Here is a 15,154-nt window from a genome sequence, read left to right on the forward strand (position 1 = left end):
AAGTCAAGTTTTATAACGGGTCCTTCATGGAACTTGTTGACTATAGGCCCCATAACCCACGAATTAAATAATCAATCTTTAATTCTGCGGAGCAAGGAACCAAGATGATAATACATAAATATCAAACACAAAGTAATACATTGAATGCCATAAAAAAGAAATCGGCACAGGCCGGTTCCGTAAACAAAGCATTAATGAAAAGGAATTGGAATTGCAGCGCTTTTGTTTCTTTCCAATGCTTAAAAGTGAGATGGCCCATTATTTTGCTGACAACTCTGGCCTTAGCAACTATCATTTCCGGCTGTTCTCTGGCTCCTCCTAATATACTTCCAACGCCGCCAATAGCGAAAACCTATCCTGCGGAGTATGAACCGGTTATGGAAGGCAAGTCTGCTGTAACCAGAGAATGGCGTGAGTTTTTCACCGATCCGTGCATTCAGGATCTGATTTCACGGGCATTGGATAACAACCGGAGCTTGCGTATTGCAATTCAGAGAGTTGCTGAGGCCCGTGCATTGTATGGCATCCAGCGCGCCGATCTGTTCCCAAATATCGGAGCTGCAACAAGCGGCCAAAGAGGCCGGACGCCTGCGGACCTGTCGGTGACGGGAGAAGCGGTAACCGCATCACAGTATCAGACAACGCTTAATCTTCTTTCTTTCGAGCTTGATTTCTGGGGACGGGTTCGCAATCTTTCCGATGCCGCTCTTTCCGGCTACCTGGCCACCGAAGAGGCAAAACGATCTTTCACACTCGGCCTTATAGCAGAAGTAGCCAACACCTATCTGTCGGAAAGGGAATTTGACGAACGTATTGCGCTGGCACAAAAAACCCTTGCAGGACGCGAGGATTCTTATCGCATAGCCAAAAGAAAGTTTGAAGTCGGTTACACGTCCGAACTGGATGCGCGTCAGGCTGAAACCTTGCTCACCAGAGCCCGCAGCGATCTGGCGTCTCTATCTCTGGCTCGCGCACAGATTCATAATGCTCTCCGGGTATTGGTGGGAACTGATCTTAATAATCTGCCTTCACCTGCTTCTCTTTCCGATCAAAAACTTGATTTTGATATTCCGGCCGGACTTCCATCGGATCTTTTGATCAACCGCCCGGATGTGCTTGCAGCAGAAAACCGTTTGAAAGCTGCAAATGCCAACATTGGAGCGGCCAGGGCGGCTTTTCTTCCGCGTATCCAGCTAACCGGCGCATTTGGTACGGCAAGCGCCCAGCTTGACGGCCTGTTTGAAGCCGGCAGTAAGACCTGGAATTTTCTTCCGGTTATCACGCTTCCTCTGTTTGACGCCGGTCGTAACAAATCCGGCCTGGATATTGCGCAGGCACGCAAGAATATTGCGGTGGCAGATTATGAATTGACTCTGCAGCAAGCTTTTCGTGAAGTGTCGGACTCACTTGCCGCCCGCAAACAACTGATGTTTAAGGTTCAGGCTCAGCGTGACACACTATCCGCCGAATCCGCCCGTACCAGGATAGTAAATTTACGTTATACAAACGGCGCTGCAAATTATCTGGAATTGCTTGATGCGCAACGCGACCTTTTTTCCGCCGAGCAGCAGATGGTGCAAACTCAACGTGAACAGCTTACAAACGCAATCCTTTTGTATAAAGCTCTGGGCGGCGGAATTCTTAAAAACAACACGTATAATCTTAATTGATGGAGTATATGAATACGCTAATCAAAAAAATGTCGACAAGATTTATTGTTATACTTATTCTTGCGGCAAGCGCGTTTGGGCTATGGTGGATACTGAAGCCACGTGATCCGGACTCAAACTTTGCCAGCGGAAACGGTCGTGTTGAAGCTACCGAAATCGATGTTGCAGCCAAAGCCGCCGGTCGAATCAAGGAAATTTTTGTTGATGAAGGCGACATGGTTAAGGCAGGACAGGTTGCAGCCAGAATGGATACCCAGGTATTGACTGCCAATCTTATTCAAGCCCAGGCCCAGGTGCGTCAGGCTCAGAATGCCAAGGCTACGGCGCAGGCCATAGTTGCCCAGCGGGAAAGCGAGAAGGCGACTGCACATGCAATTGCAGTTCAGAGAGAAAGTGAGCTCTTAGTTGCCCAAAAAAAACTTCAACGTTCAGAAATACTGGTTGCAGAACATGCAGTATCAGCTCAGGAAGTCGATGATGACAGCGCCCGGATGCAAAGCGCCAAAGCTGCATTTGTTGCAGCCCAGTCGCAGGTGATAGCAGCTCAATCCTCAATTGAGGCTGCACGTTCTCAGGTTATACAGGCCCAGTCCGCTATTGAGGCTGCGCTTGCCAATGTTGAAAGAATCAACGCTGAGATTGATGACAGCATCCTGAAAGCTCCAAGAGACGGCCGTGTGCAGTATCGTATAGTTCAACCAGGAGAAGTGGTTGGCAGCGGAGGCAAGGTGGTAAGCCTTGTTGACCTTGAAGATGTATACATGACATTTTTTCTTCCTGAAAGAGCTGCCGGCAAGCTTGCCATAGGCAGTGATGTTCGGATTATTGTCGATGCCGCACCACAATACGTAGTGCCTGCAAAGATATCTTATGTAGCCAGCATAGCCCAGTTTACGCCCAAAACCGTTGAAACGGCCAGCGAAAGGCAAAAACTTGTTTTCAGGGTCAAAGCTAAAATTGATCCGTCGCTTTTGAAACAGTATAAAGAGCAGGTCAAAACAGGCCTTCCGGGAGTAGCATATGTGCGTCTGAATCAGGACATCCCATGGCCTGAAAATCTGAATGTAAGGCTTCCTCAATGAATGATTCCGATAAAAAAGCAGAATCCGCGTTAGCGAAGCTCACAGCTGTAACGCATCGTTACGGTAATAAAACGGCGCTGGATGGTATAGATCTTGAAATTCCATCCGGTCGCATAATCGGATTTATAGGTCCTGATGGTGTTGGAAAATCTACACTGCTTGCAATTGCAGCAGGGGCGCGTTCTATACAGACAGGTAGTGTACAAGTACTTGGCGGTGATATGTCCTCAGCAAAACACCGCAACAATGTATGTCCGCGTATTGCCTATATGCCGCAGGGGCTTGGCAGGAACCTGTATTCGACGCTTTCAGTGTTCGAAAATGTGGATTTCTTTGGAAGATTATTCGGTCATAATCGAAATGAGCGGGAACAACGTATTTCCGAACTGCTGGCAAGCACCGGTCTGGCACCCTTTGCACAAAGGCCTGCGGGCAAGCTTTCCGGAGGCATGAAGCAGAAACTCGGATTATGCTGTGCGCTGATTCATGATCCTGATCTTTTGATTTTAGATGAGCCTACAACCGGCGTGGATCCTTTGTCCCGCCACCAGTTCTGGGAACTGATTGATCGTATCCGCGGACGACGCTATGGTATGAGTGTAATAGTTGCAACAGCTTATATGGAAGAAGCCGAACGCTTTGACTGGCTGGTTGCCATGAACTCAGGCCGTATCCTTGCAACCGGCACGCCACACGAAATACTTAAGCAAACCGGAAAGAATAACCTTGATGATGCTTATATTGCGCTTTTACCGAATGCTGATAAACACCGTGATGTCCTTATTCAACCGAGGCGGGCGGATCTCAGTGAAGTTGCTATTGAAGCGCGCGGTCTTACACGCAGTTTTGGCGAATTTGTGGCTGTGGATCATGTTGATCTTCGAATCGAGCGAGGCGAAATATTCGGCTTTATAGGATCAAATGGCTGCGGTAAAACAACCACAATGAAAATGCTGACCGGTCTTTTGCCGGCAAGCGATGGTGAAGCATTCCTGTTCGGAAAACCTGTAGATCCTAAAAGCATAGACAGCCGCAGGCGTGTCGGCTATATGTCTCAGGCTTTTTCACTTTATTCCGAACTGACGGTGTTGCAAAATCTGGAACTCCATGCCAGGTTGTTTCATATACCTGAAAATGAGATTGATGCTACCGTTAAAAAAATGATGGAGCGCTTTGACCTTGAACAGATAAAAGACAGTTTTCCCGAAAGTCTTCCCCGTGGTATGCGGCAACGTCTTTCTCTTGCCGCGGCGGTTATCCATAAACCGGAAATACTGATACTTGACGAACCGACTTCGGGTGTCGATCCGCTGGCCCGTGACCGTTTTTGGGAATTAATTATTGAATTATCCCGCAAAGACGGGGTTACACTGTTTATTTCCACGCATTTCATGAACGAGGCCAAACGCTGTGACCGTATTTCCCTTATGCATGCGGGTCGTATTTTAGCAAGCGATACACCGGAAAATATTGAGCATTCAAAAGGTGGTACATTAGAAGATGCTTTCATATCCTATCTTGAAGAAGCAGGACTGGAAAAGACAGACGATACTGCAAAAGAAGTTTCTCAAACCCAATCCGTATCTTTGCCTGAAAACAATATTCCGGCAAGAAAGGCCTTCAGCTGGCAACGCATGATCAGCTATGCTTACCGCGAGACTTTGGAAGTGCGCAGAGATCCAATACGCCTGGCGTTAGCACTTTTGGGAACAGTTATTTTAATGTTTATTATGGGTTACGGTATAAGTCTTGACGTGGAAGACCTGTCCTTTGCAGTTATGGATCTTGATCAGAGCGTTGCCAGCCATGAATATACTTTAAATATTGCAGGATCACGATATTTTATTGAACATGATCCGATACTTAATTATGCTGATTTGGAACGCCGCATGCAAAATGGAGAAATCAGCTTAGCCATGGAGATACCACCCGGCTTCGGGCGTAAACTTGCTGCAGGACAGCATCCTTCAATTGGTGTATGGATAGATGGAGCAATGCCTAACAGAGCCGAAACAATATCCGGTTATGTTACAGGCATGCACTATTCTTACATTAATTACCTTATGTTAACCACCTATGGCGCGGTTCCTTCTTCCGGGCAGGCAAACATAGAAGTACGTTATCGTTATAACCCGGAAGTAAGAAGTTTAAATGCCATGGTACCGGCTGTGATACCTTTGCTGCTGATATTTATTCCTTCGATGCTGACTGCTTTGGGAGTAGTGCGTGAAAAGGAACTGGGATCTATTACCAACTTTTACGTAACCCCGGTAACGCGGCTTGAATTTCTAATAGGCAAACAAATCCCTTATATCGCATTGGGAATGGTAAACTTCGTTCTTATGATACTTTTAGCTGTTTTTGTTTTCAATGTACCTGTAAAAGGCAGCCTGCTCACTTTAACTCTGGGAGCTTTATTATACGTTTCAGCGGCCACAGGCCTGGGACTTTTTATGTCCGGTTTCACAAAGAGCCAGATAGCGGCTATGTCGGGTACGGCCATTTCCACAATACTTCCTGCAGTACAATTATCAGGCCTTATAAATCCTGTGTCTTCTTCCGAAGGCGTTACCAGATGGATAGGGAACATGTATCCCACCACACATTTTTTGATCATATGCCGCGGTGTGTTTTCTAAAGCACTTGGCCTTAAAGACCTTTATATCTTCTTCATTCCTTTATTGATCGCTATTCCCGTATTGCTCGGAATGTGTTTAATCTTTTTGAAAAAACAGGAGAAGTAAAATGAGCCGCAACAGTTTGTCCAATATCTGGAACCTGGGACTGAAAGAGTTTCGCAGTCTTTCACGTGATTGGGTTATGCTGTTTCTGATCGGCTGGGTATTTACTTTTGGTGTCTATATTTCAGCAAAAAACCAGCCGGATACTCTTCACAAGGCGACGATTGCTATCATAGATGAAGATAAATCTCAACTTTCCATGCGTTTTATCAGCGCATTCTACGGCCCCCATTTCAAGAAACCGGATATTATCACCCAGCATGATACAGATCCGGAAATGGATAGGGGACACTATATATTTGTGTTAAATATTCCGCCAAGCTATCAGCGTGATGTTCTGGCCGGTAAGAATCCGGCTCTTCAGGTAAATGTCGATGCCACACAAATGTCACAGGCATTCATTGGAGCAGGTTATATACGAACTATCATAAACGGAGAGCTGAGCGAATTTGTCCGGCGTTACCGCTCACTTGAGGAAGGGCCTGTTAAACTGGAAGTGCGTATGCGTTTTAACCCAAACCTGATGCAGGTGTGGTATATGTCTGTTATGGAAGTAATGAATAATATTACACTGCTATCCATCATGCTGACTGGTGCGGCTCTTATTCGCGAGCGCGAGCACGGTACCATCGAACATTTGCTGGTTATGCCTCTTTCCCCCTTTGAGCTTATGGCCGCCAAAGTCTGGTCAATGGGTTGCGTCGTACTTATGGCTACCATATTCTCATTGTATGTGATGGTCCGGTTAATTCTTCAAGTTGAAATCGCCGGGTCGATTCCGCTGTTTCTTTGCGGCACCCTTGTGTATCTTTTCGCCACAACTTCCATGGGCATTTTTTTGGGAACAGTGGCAAGATCCATGCCTCAGATGGGTTTGCTGACTATTCTTGTTTTACTTCCGATACTGATACTTTCCGGATCGGTTACTCCAAGAGAAAGCATGCCGGTATATATCCAGAATCTTATGTCTCTTATGCCAACAACACATTTTGTCGCCTTAGCACAGGCTATACTTTATCGCGGCGCAGGAATCGATATTGTTTGGCCGCGTTTTGCCACCATTATTTTAATAGGTCTTGTATTTTTCGGAGCAGCCCATGCAAGATTCCGCAAAGCCATAGCCCAGATGCAGACTTGAGCAAAAGTTTCGGTTATTCCCGGTTCCATTCAAGCGCTTTTAGTTGCCTTAAATATTATATATAGATATATTAAGTTGTATTAGTATGTTATGTTTAAATTATAATTATTTTTTATTCTTAATTCAATGGCATTGATATACGGCTTTTTGATTAAATAAATCTATAAACAAACTTTTAATTGCTTTTTTTACGTTTATAGACTTAAATAAGATAATCTAAAACTATATATTCACAACCTTCAATTTTAAATGCATTTTTTATTCATAACTTTATTTTCGTTTTAATCACAACGACTTCGTTCTGTATGAGGTTAGCAACAATAAGGGAAATAAATAAATGCGATCTAATAAAGAAAATGAATACCTGCTAAAAGCCATAAACTCCTTTAAACGTAAACTTCTTGTTATTTCACCTGATTTTAATGTTATAGCCATTAATAGCGATTCATGCCAGAGCATAAAACATGGTCTCATAGGCAAACCTTGCTACAAGGTCCTTTTTGGCCTGGATTCATACTGCGATAATTGTCCGGCAGTAATTGTGCTTAAAACGAAAAAACCTGCCTTGATGGATAAGAAAGGCATGATAGAACAGGATAAAATGTTTTGTCTTTATTCTTATCCGATATTATCAGAGAACGAAATAGATGCTCTTGTTATTGTGGATTTTGATTTTCCTGCGCTTGAAGGACTTGAAGAGAAACTTAAAAGATCAAACGCTTTTTTGAGAAATTTAATTCTAAGCTCGGTCGATGGAGTTATAGCAGCTGATATGGAGGGTAAAATTCTTATTTTTAATGATGCCGCAGCTAAAATAGGCGGTTATAACATAAAGGATGTTTTAGATAATCTTAATATACGTGAAGTATATCCCGGTAGCGGAGCAAAAAAGGTGATGCGAAGGCTTCGAAGCGACGAATGTGGAGGGAAAGGAAAACTGAAATCTTACAAAACGGAGGTACTCGGGAAAAACGGTGAAATAATTCCTATCAGCTTAAACGCCTCCATAGTTTACGAAGATGAACGCGAAGTCGCAACAATAGGCTTTTTTCACGATATGCGTGATACTATAAAAATGAAAAAAGAACTTGAAAAAGCCCAGATACAGATTCTTCAGTCGGAAAAGATGGCATCTCTTGGAAAACTTGCGGCAGGTGTGGCTCATCAGTTAAACAATCCCTTAAGCAGCATTACCCTTTTTACCCAGCTTGTTCTTGAAGAATACAATCTTGAAGAAGGGGCCCGCAATGATCTTACACGAATATTTAAGGAAGCGCAGAGATGCCGTGATACAGTTAAGGAACTGCTTGAATTTGCCCGCCAGACCCGGCATGAAATGCGTTCGCATGACATAAATACTGCAATTTCCCGCACATTGTTTCTGTTTGAAAATCAGACACTTTTTCATAATATTAAAATTGAAAAAGATCTTTCTCCATCTCTTCCGGAAGTATATGGGGATATACAACAGTTAAATCATGTTTTTATGAATATAATTTTAAACGCTGCAGATGCAATGGAAGGAAAAGGAAAACTTACGATAAAAAGCTACAGGCATCCGGAAAAAGATATTGTGGTTGTGGAAATATCGGATACAGGGCAGGGAATACCGGAAAATATCCTGCCGCACATTTTTGAACCTTTCTTCACAACAAAAGAACAAGGTAAAGGAACCGGATTAGGATTAAGTCTTGCCTACAGTATTTTAGATAATCACAAAGGAAAAATTTATGCAAAAAGTGTTAAGGATAAAGGCACGACTTTTGTAATTGAGCTTCCTGCAGCTATTCCCGATAAGGGAGGATTGACAGATTGAAAAAAAATCAGGACACAATACATATTCTTGTTGTTGATGATGAAGAGGGCATAAGAGCAGGAGTAGAAAGAATTCTTGTCCGGATGGGTTTAAAGGTTTTTACGGCTGAAAGAGGAGATATAGCGCTTGATATTCTGGATAGAGAAGATATTTCAATAGTTCTTCTGGATTTAAAAATGCCAGGGCTCGATGGAATGCAGGTTCTGATGCGGATCAGGGGAAAAAATCCGGATATTCTGGTAATAGTGATTACCGGATATGCTACTGTAGAAACCGCTATTGAAGCCATGAAACAGGGAGCATATGATTTTGTTGCAAAACCATTTGAGCCTGAGCACTTAAGAATAATAGTAAACAGAGCTTTAGAAAAGATAAGATTGACCTTTGAAGCCGAAATCCTTGAGCTTGAAAGAAAAAGGACTTTAGCCGATCTTGGAACCGAAAAAAGCCGCATAAGAACCATAATTGAATCTCTTCCCAACGGAATTGTCGTAACCAATTCAACAGGCCATGTTGCGCTTATGAACCCGGCATTTCTAAAGCTTTTAGGTCTGGATTTTTATCCTGATTCAACTGATGGGCATATAGAACACTATGTTAAAGACGAAGGTTTTTGTTCGCTTGTCATGAGAATTTCGCAATGCAGCTATGATGATGCAGGAAATATTCCGCCTTATGAGTTTTCCACCAGTGACGATAAATATTTAATGGCAAGGATAAGACCCGTAGTTGGAGATGAAAATGAATGCCTCGGAGCAGTTATATCCATTGAAGATATTACCGCATTAAAGATGCTTGACAGACTCAAGTCAGAATTTGTAGCTAAAGTTTCCCATGAATTAAGATCTCCGCTTTCAACTATACATGAGCAGTTAGCTTCTGTGTTAAACGACATGGCGGGCGAGGATTCAAATGGTGAAAGGCAACTTCTTAACCGGGCCAAGGAAAAAACAAGCGGGCTCATTTCTCTTATTGGCGATCTTCTTGATCTTTCGCGTATTGAAGCAGGCATGGTATGCAATGAGCTAAAACCTGTATGTGTAAGCACGTTGCTTAAAAATATTGTAGATTTTCTCAGTACGAGAACCAAAGGCAAACAACAGTCTATTAAGCTGAATTTGCCTGAAACCACCCTTCCTTCAGTCCAATCCGATCCTCTGGCTCTTGAAAGTATATTCGGAAATCTTATTGCAAATGCTATCAATTACACTCAGGAAGGAGGAGAAATTATTGTCAGTGCATTTGCTGAAGAAAAGAATCTTGTCGTAGAAGTAAAAGATAATGGTTTTGGTATTGACCCAAAATATATTGATAAGATTTTTGATAAATTTTTCAGGATAAAAAATGAAAAAACAAGATTTATAACAGGCACCGGCCTTGGGCTTCCAATAGTAAAAGGCCTTTTGGAAGATATAGGAGGCTCGATAATTGTAAAAAGCACTCCCGGCAAAGGAAGCGTTTTTACAGTTGCGTTTCCCATAGGTGATCATGGGAATCGGTGATCCGGAGCATTTGTGTTAAGTAAATTGATCTATATTAACTATATGAATATATTTTGAATATAGAATATTGAACAAGGAAACAACCCCCTTAATCCCCCTTTTTTAAGGGGGAATGAATGTCGAAGGAAGAAGACGGTTATGATAAAATTAAATCTTTAGCTGATATATTGGCTTTAATATTTTCTATTCTTTGAAAAGTCTGATCCGGGAGGAAGTATATGAACCTTAAAAGCAAGCTGGAAATAGGGAATTTTGCAATTTTGGCTGAATTGGAACCACCAAAGGGAGTTGATGTTTCTTTGATGCTGGCTAACGCTAAAAGAGTTAAAGGAATTGTTGATGCTTTTGTAGTGCCTGAAATGAGTAATGCTGTAATGCGCATGAGCTCTCTTGGAGGTGCATTAATATTAAACGGAAATGGGTTGGAAACTGTATTTCAGGTAAATTGCAGAGATCGCAACAGGCTTGCGTTACAGGCTGATCTGCTTACAGCAGGAGCCGTAGGAATTGACAATGTTATGGCTGTTAGTGGTGAAGAACCGCGTTTTGGCGATCATCATGAGGCAAAGGCTGTTTACGATCTTGATTTGATCGAGCTTATTCGCACAATAAACAGTTTGAATAACGGTAAAGACATGGCGGGTATTGAGCTTTCCGGATCTCCACGATTTATTGCCGGCTCCACCATCAACTCAGGAGCCAGCGGGCATGCTTTAACACTTGAACTTGAAATTATGGCCAAAAAGATAGAAGCTGGAGCAAAATTTTTTATAACGCCTGCTTTATTTGATGTAAACTGTATTAAACCTTTTTTAGAAAGAATCGACCTTTCAAAAACGAAAATACTTCCTACAGTACTTTTATTGAAATCTGCCGGAATGGCAAAATATATAAAACAACATATGGACAACATAATTATTCCTGATGCTATAATTGAACGTATCCGGAAAGCTCCCGACAGAGTGCGTGAATGTATAAAAATCGCTTCCGAAACTGTTTCAATGCTTAAAAATGAAGGATTTGCCGGAGCTTTTGTTTCAACTCTTGGATGGGAAAATAAACTCTCTGAGATATTGGAATGAGGCAGGAAACCTTTATCTAACCGTTCCAGCCGTTTGAACTGCTCGAACCATTCGAACGGTTGGAACGGTTTTTTTCGTGATACATGGTTGTCCGAAGATTCGGATTTAAACCTTGAATTGTGATTTTAGAATCACAGCCAGGATATAATCACTGTTCAAGGTTTGACCCAATGCTCCCATTTTGTACAACGACTCAAGCTGATGTCTTGATAATCGTGGGGAAAATAGGGACTAAACTGTTACATGGTTATATCGGTGTGCAGTGCCCAAAGGAAATTCCCGATTACCGTCCGTATTGATGGCTGCTGGTTTTGCGTTTAGAGTAAAACTTATTGATTCTGTCATATGTCTTATTATTCCCCTTGAGTATGGCGTTAAAAGAGATGCTAGCGGATCAGCAGCACCGGATTATCAATTTCTTCCACCAGGCCGCAAAGTTCTTCACCTTCAAACAGATCTTCCATGTTGGGCAGAACTACCGGTCCCATTTCTACCTGTCTTATGTAAACGGATAACTCGGCCATTATTGGCTTGATAAGATGCCTGAAGTCTACTCTTATACCCGAGTACTGCAACATTTCTTCTGCCCGGCGCTGCTTATGCTCAATATCGGCATCACTGTCACCGAGTAATATAACTGTTAGCGGTGCGTCGTATGATTGTGCCAGATAAACGGACGTATCCAGCGTTTTTTGCCCGGATCCGGTACCATTATATACTGCTGCAACCGGTTTATGCAAAAAATGAATACGGGTTTCCATTATCAGTGTCATGCCACGACGCTGCAACAGGAGTTGACGTACTGTTGAGCCGGAACGTCTGAATCCTGGAAGAGAACGTCCGGTTTTCCCCAGCACTACAAGATCTGTCGAAGTGCCTGCGGCAAGTATTTCACCGGTAACGGTTCCTCTTACGTTCCGAAATTTCCAGGAAGCGCCTGCTCTTTCAGCTATTTCAATAAATGTCCTGCGGATTCTTTCGGCTTGAACACGAAGCTGTAATTCTATCTCAGGCAGCTTGAGTTCACGGGATTGTGAGGAATAAAAGCATATTTCCCTGGCAAAAGGTAAATTTGCAAGGCGCAACAGGTTGATGTCTTCCACAAACAATCCAACAATTGTTGCTTTAAAACGGAATGCAAGATCCACAGCCGTTTGTAATGCATTCAGGCTCGAGGAGGAAGCATCCAGGCAAACCATTATATTTTGAATTGGCGATCTCCGTCTATTTTGTTCAGTCATATGTATATCCCTTTTTTACTTATGGGTTGGTAAAATACAAAAACGGATTACGGTTTTGCTGATGTAACTTCTTCTTTTTTGGTATCATTGTCCTTTTGGGCAAATTGCTTTACTGTATCTGCAAACTTTTTTAATCTTTGATGTACTTTATTGTTGAATGAGTCAGGCGGATAATCACCGGCATCAGAAGGCTCTCCGGCAACCATACCGGTTAAAATTTCAATACCTTCATCAATGGTTTTTACCTCATGAATGCAAAACTGTCCGCTCTCAACGGCATCAATCACATCTTTGCGCAACATAAGATGTTGTACATTGGAAGCCGGTATCAGAACGCCCTGATCTCCGGTAAGGCCTCTTGCTTTGCAGACATCGAAAAATCCCTCGATTTTTTCATTTACACCGCCGATGGGTTGGATCTGGCCGTATTGATTGACCGACCCTGTAACACCAAAAGATTGCTTGATGGGAACATCGGCTATGGCAGAAAGCAGTGCGTATAATTCTGCCGAAGAGGCGCTGTCACCTTCCACACCTCCGTAGGATTGTTCAAAAACCAGGCTGGCGGATAAAGACAGCGGACTATTCAAAGCGTAACGTCCTCCCAGAAAACCGGATAAAATCAATACTCCCTTGGAATGGATGGGGCCGCCCATGGCCACTTCACGCTCAATATCCACTACTTCTCCTTTTCCCAGTCGTATCCTGGCAGTGATACGGCTGGGACGGGAAAAGGCAAAATCACCCAGTGATATAACGGAAAGACCATTTATCTGGCCAACTGAGCTTCCTTTTGTATCAATCATTACGATATCTCTATCGATCTGTTCCTGCATACTTTCCCGCAAGCGGTCAGAGCGGTATATCCTTGCATCTACGGCTTTTTGCACATCATTTGCGTCAACAGATGAATTTCCGTTTTGCTGCGCCCAATAATCAGCTTCACGCAGCAAATTTATGATGCTCTCCATATGCAATGACATCTTGTGGGCATCTCCCACCGTACGACTGCCGCGTTCAATGACTAAGCCAACTGCGTCGCGCTTGAAAGGCAGCAGCTTTTCCTGGCGCACAATACCTGCCAAAAGGCGCACAAATTCATGCTGGTTTTTCCGGTTATTGTTCATCTGCCTGGCAAAATCTACAGAAACCTTGAATAAATCGCCGAAATCAAAATCATACGCTCTTAGCATATAGTATATGTACGGAATACCGATCAGAACTACTTTTATCTTGATTGGCAAAGCTTCAGGTTCAAGGGAAACTGTGCTTATCATACTATACATCTGGCCGATGGATTCTATTTTGAGTTTTCCGGTTTTTAGTGTCCGTTTTAATCCTTCCCAGGCAAAGGGTTCAGTCAGCAACTTAAGGGCGTCTAAAATCAAATACCCACTATTAGCCCGGTGGATTGCGCCCGGCCTGATCATGGTGAAATCGGTAATTAACCAGCCCATTTGAGCAAGGTGTTCAACCCGCCCGAAAAGATTCTGGTAGGTTGGATTTTCTTCATATATGACCGGTGCTCCTTTTGTTTCGCTGTTGTCCACAAGAACATTGATATGATAGCGGCGTTCAGCCGGATTTTCGGGCTTTTCGCCCATGCCGGCAGCAGCATCTCCGGGCATCTGTTGTTGTGGCATAGATTGTTGAGCGGGAAAGAGCTGCATGATATTTTGAACTAAATCGTCACGGACAGCCTTAAGATAGTGGCTCACTGAATCATTAGTTGTGTATTTTTCATTCAATTCATTGATTAAGGGGTCAATGGTATATTCTGTTACTTCCCGCATAAAAGCTTTTTCTTTTTCGCGAACTTCCCTTTGCCATTTAGGAAAATTTTGGACCAAACGTTGGGCTTCATTTCTCATCTCTTCGATATTTTGATCGATTTTGCTCTTTTGTTCTTTAGGAAGTTTTTCATATTCTTCCGGGGTATATGTTCCTTCCTCATCTGTTTTAATTGGGGCAAATACCAGACCGCTTGGTGTGGGCATCGCCACCAGATTTTTTTCCTTTGCTTTCTTACGTATTTCTTCAAAACCCTGCTTTTGTTTTTCCTGGAATTCCTGGGTAATAGACTGGGCCCTGTTCTGATATTCTTCATTTTCAAGGGCCGTCTGCATGGCATGCCGGATATTTTCAATCAAATGTTTCATATCTTTGGCCAATAATTTGCCCTGGCCTGCTTTAATGGTTAAGAGACCGGGTACATGCTTTTGATCAAAATTAGTTACATAGCAGATATCTTCGGGAACAGGTTCGTGTTCGGCACGCTGACTTATAAAATCCCGGATAAAGGTGTGTCTGCCCGTGCCTTGCTCACCAAGAGCAAAGATATTATATCCCTGGCGCTGAATCCCGACACCAAAATGCAGAGCCTGTTCGGCCCTAGGCTGACCGACCACATGAGCTGCCATAGAGATGTCTTCAAAATCATCCGTGGTTTCAAAAGGCAAATCGTCAAGCTGGCATTTCCGATATAATTGAATTGGTTTTAATTCTGTTTCGCGCATTGTTGACATCCTTTATGTTTTGATGGTTTATAGGCTTATCGCATTTGCGGGTTTTATGACTTTAGTATACTTGTTAAAATATTGTACCACCAAATACCATCCCGGCAAGTTTTTTTAATATTCATTTGAGCAAAAAAGAGATCTTTTTATGCGCAGTATAAAATAGTTATAGAATAATGTTGTTTATGGTTCCGGTGGATTTTGAGGTAATAGGTGCTAATAAATTAGTAGAAATTTTTTAGAGCATTGTCCTTAAGGGTATATAGGCGGTCGAAGAACTTTTATTCAGCTGAAAAAGTTTGTTTTGGCGGTCTGATAAATATTCTGTTAATCCTGTCAATCCTGTCAGATAATTCTTTGCTGTGG

General features: G+C 42.8%; 9 protein-coding genes. 7 read left to right on the plus strand and 2 right to left on the minus strand.

The genetic code is table 11. The features are described 5' to 3' along the window. Nucleotides 1–104 precede the first annotated feature (104 nt). The 7 genes from VXK47_RS08105 (at nucleotide 105) to VXK47_RS08135 (ending at nucleotide 11,031) form a co-directional block, all read left to right on the plus strand. Nucleotides 105–1,670, plus strand: a complete 1,566-nt coding sequence (locus VXK47_RS08105) for an efflux transporter outer membrane subunit (RefSeq protein ID WP_435548269.1) — start codon at nucleotides 105–107, stop codon at nucleotides 1,668–1,670. An 8-nt stretch (nucleotides 1,671–1,678) separates the two neighbouring features. Beyond that, nucleotides 1,679–2,752, plus strand: a complete 1,074-nt coding sequence (locus VXK47_RS08110) for an HlyD family secretion protein (RefSeq protein WP_435548270.1) — start codon at nucleotides 1,679–1,681, stop codon at nucleotides 2,750–2,752. Then, nucleotides 2,749–5,496, plus strand: coding sequence for an ABC transporter ATP-binding protein/permease (gene rbbA / locus VXK47_RS08115; RefSeq protein ID WP_435548271.1), 2,748 nt, complete (start codon nucleotides 2,749–2,751; stop codon nucleotides 5,494–5,496). Before VXK47_RS08110 ends, rbbA begins: the two co-directional genes overlap by 4 nt. 1 nt (nucleotide 5,497) lies before the next feature. Continuing rightward, a complete protein-coding gene (locus tag VXK47_RS08120; RefSeq protein ID WP_435548272.1) occupies nucleotides 5,498–6,631 on the plus strand; it encodes an ABC transporter permease in 1,134 nt (377 codons plus the stop codon). Nucleotides 6,632–6,968: 337 nt separating this feature from the next. Then, nucleotides 6,969–8,447 (plus strand): ATP-binding protein, encoded by a 1,479-nt coding sequence (locus VXK47_RS08125; protein WP_435548273.1) that lies wholly within the window; start codon nucleotides 6,969–6,971, stop codon nucleotides 8,445–8,447. Further along, nucleotides 8,444–9,949: a sensor histidine kinase gene (locus VXK47_RS08130; protein WP_435548274.1), complete on the plus strand. Its 1,506-nt coding sequence runs from the start codon at nucleotides 8,444–8,446 to the stop codon at nucleotides 9,947–9,949. Before VXK47_RS08125 ends, VXK47_RS08130 begins: the two co-directional genes overlap by 4 nt. Nucleotides 9,950–10,167: 218 nt before the next feature. Next, nucleotides 10,168–11,031 (plus strand): methylenetetrahydrofolate reductase, encoded by an 864-nt coding sequence (locus VXK47_RS08135; protein WP_435548275.1) that lies wholly within the window; start codon nucleotides 10,168–10,170, stop codon nucleotides 11,029–11,031. A gap of 386 nt (nucleotides 11,032–11,417) precedes the next feature. Here VXK47_RS08135 and VXK47_RS08140 read toward each other — a convergent pair whose 3' ends face one another. Together VXK47_RS08140 and VXK47_RS08145 are read right to left on the minus strand one after the other, a co-directional pair. Beyond that, nucleotides 11,418–12,272: a universal stress protein gene (locus VXK47_RS08140; protein ID WP_435548276.1), complete on the minus strand. Its 855-nt coding sequence runs from the start codon at nucleotides 12,270–12,272 to the stop codon at nucleotides 11,418–11,420. A gap of 47 nt (nucleotides 12,273–12,319) precedes the next feature. Then, nucleotides 12,320–14,788 (minus strand): Lon protease family protein, encoded by a 2,469-nt coding sequence (locus VXK47_RS08145; RefSeq protein ID WP_435548277.1) that lies wholly within the window; start codon nucleotides 14,786–14,788, stop codon nucleotides 12,320–12,322. Nucleotides 14,789–15,154 lie beyond the last annotated feature (366 nt).

It is taken from the genome of Desulfobacterium sp. N47 (assembly GCF_051233685.1).
Classification (GTDB): domain Bacteria; phylum Desulfobacterota; class Desulfobacteria; order Desulfobacterales; family RPRI01; genus RPRI01.

Coding starts and splice junctions, on each gene's coding strand:
- VXK47_RS08140 (WP_435548276.1), bottom strand. CDS start 12,272: ATGACTGAACAAAATAGACGGAGATCGCCAATTCAAAATATAATGGTT.
- VXK47_RS08110 (WP_435548270.1), top strand. CDS start 1,679: ATGAATACGCTAATCAAAAAAATGTCGACAAGATTTATTGTTATACTT.
- rbbA (WP_435548271.1), top strand. CDS start 2,749: ATGAATGATTCCGATAAAAAAGCAGAATCCGCGTTAGCGAAGCTCACA.
- VXK47_RS08105 (WP_435548269.1), top strand. CDS start 105: ATGATAATACATAAATATCAAACACAAAGTAATACATTGAATGCCATA.
- VXK47_RS08125 (WP_435548273.1), top strand. CDS start 6,969: ATGCGATCTAATAAAGAAAATGAATACCTGCTAAAAGCCATAAACTCC.
- VXK47_RS08120 (WP_435548272.1), top strand. CDS start 5,498: ATGAGCCGCAACAGTTTGTCCAATATCTGGAACCTGGGACTGAAAGAG.
- VXK47_RS08145 (WP_435548277.1), bottom strand. CDS start 14,788: ATGCGCGAAACAGAATTAAAACCAATTCAATTATATCGGAAATGCCAG.
- VXK47_RS08135 (WP_435548275.1), top strand. CDS start 10,168: ATGAACCTTAAAAGCAAGCTGGAAATAGGGAATTTTGCAATTTTGGCT.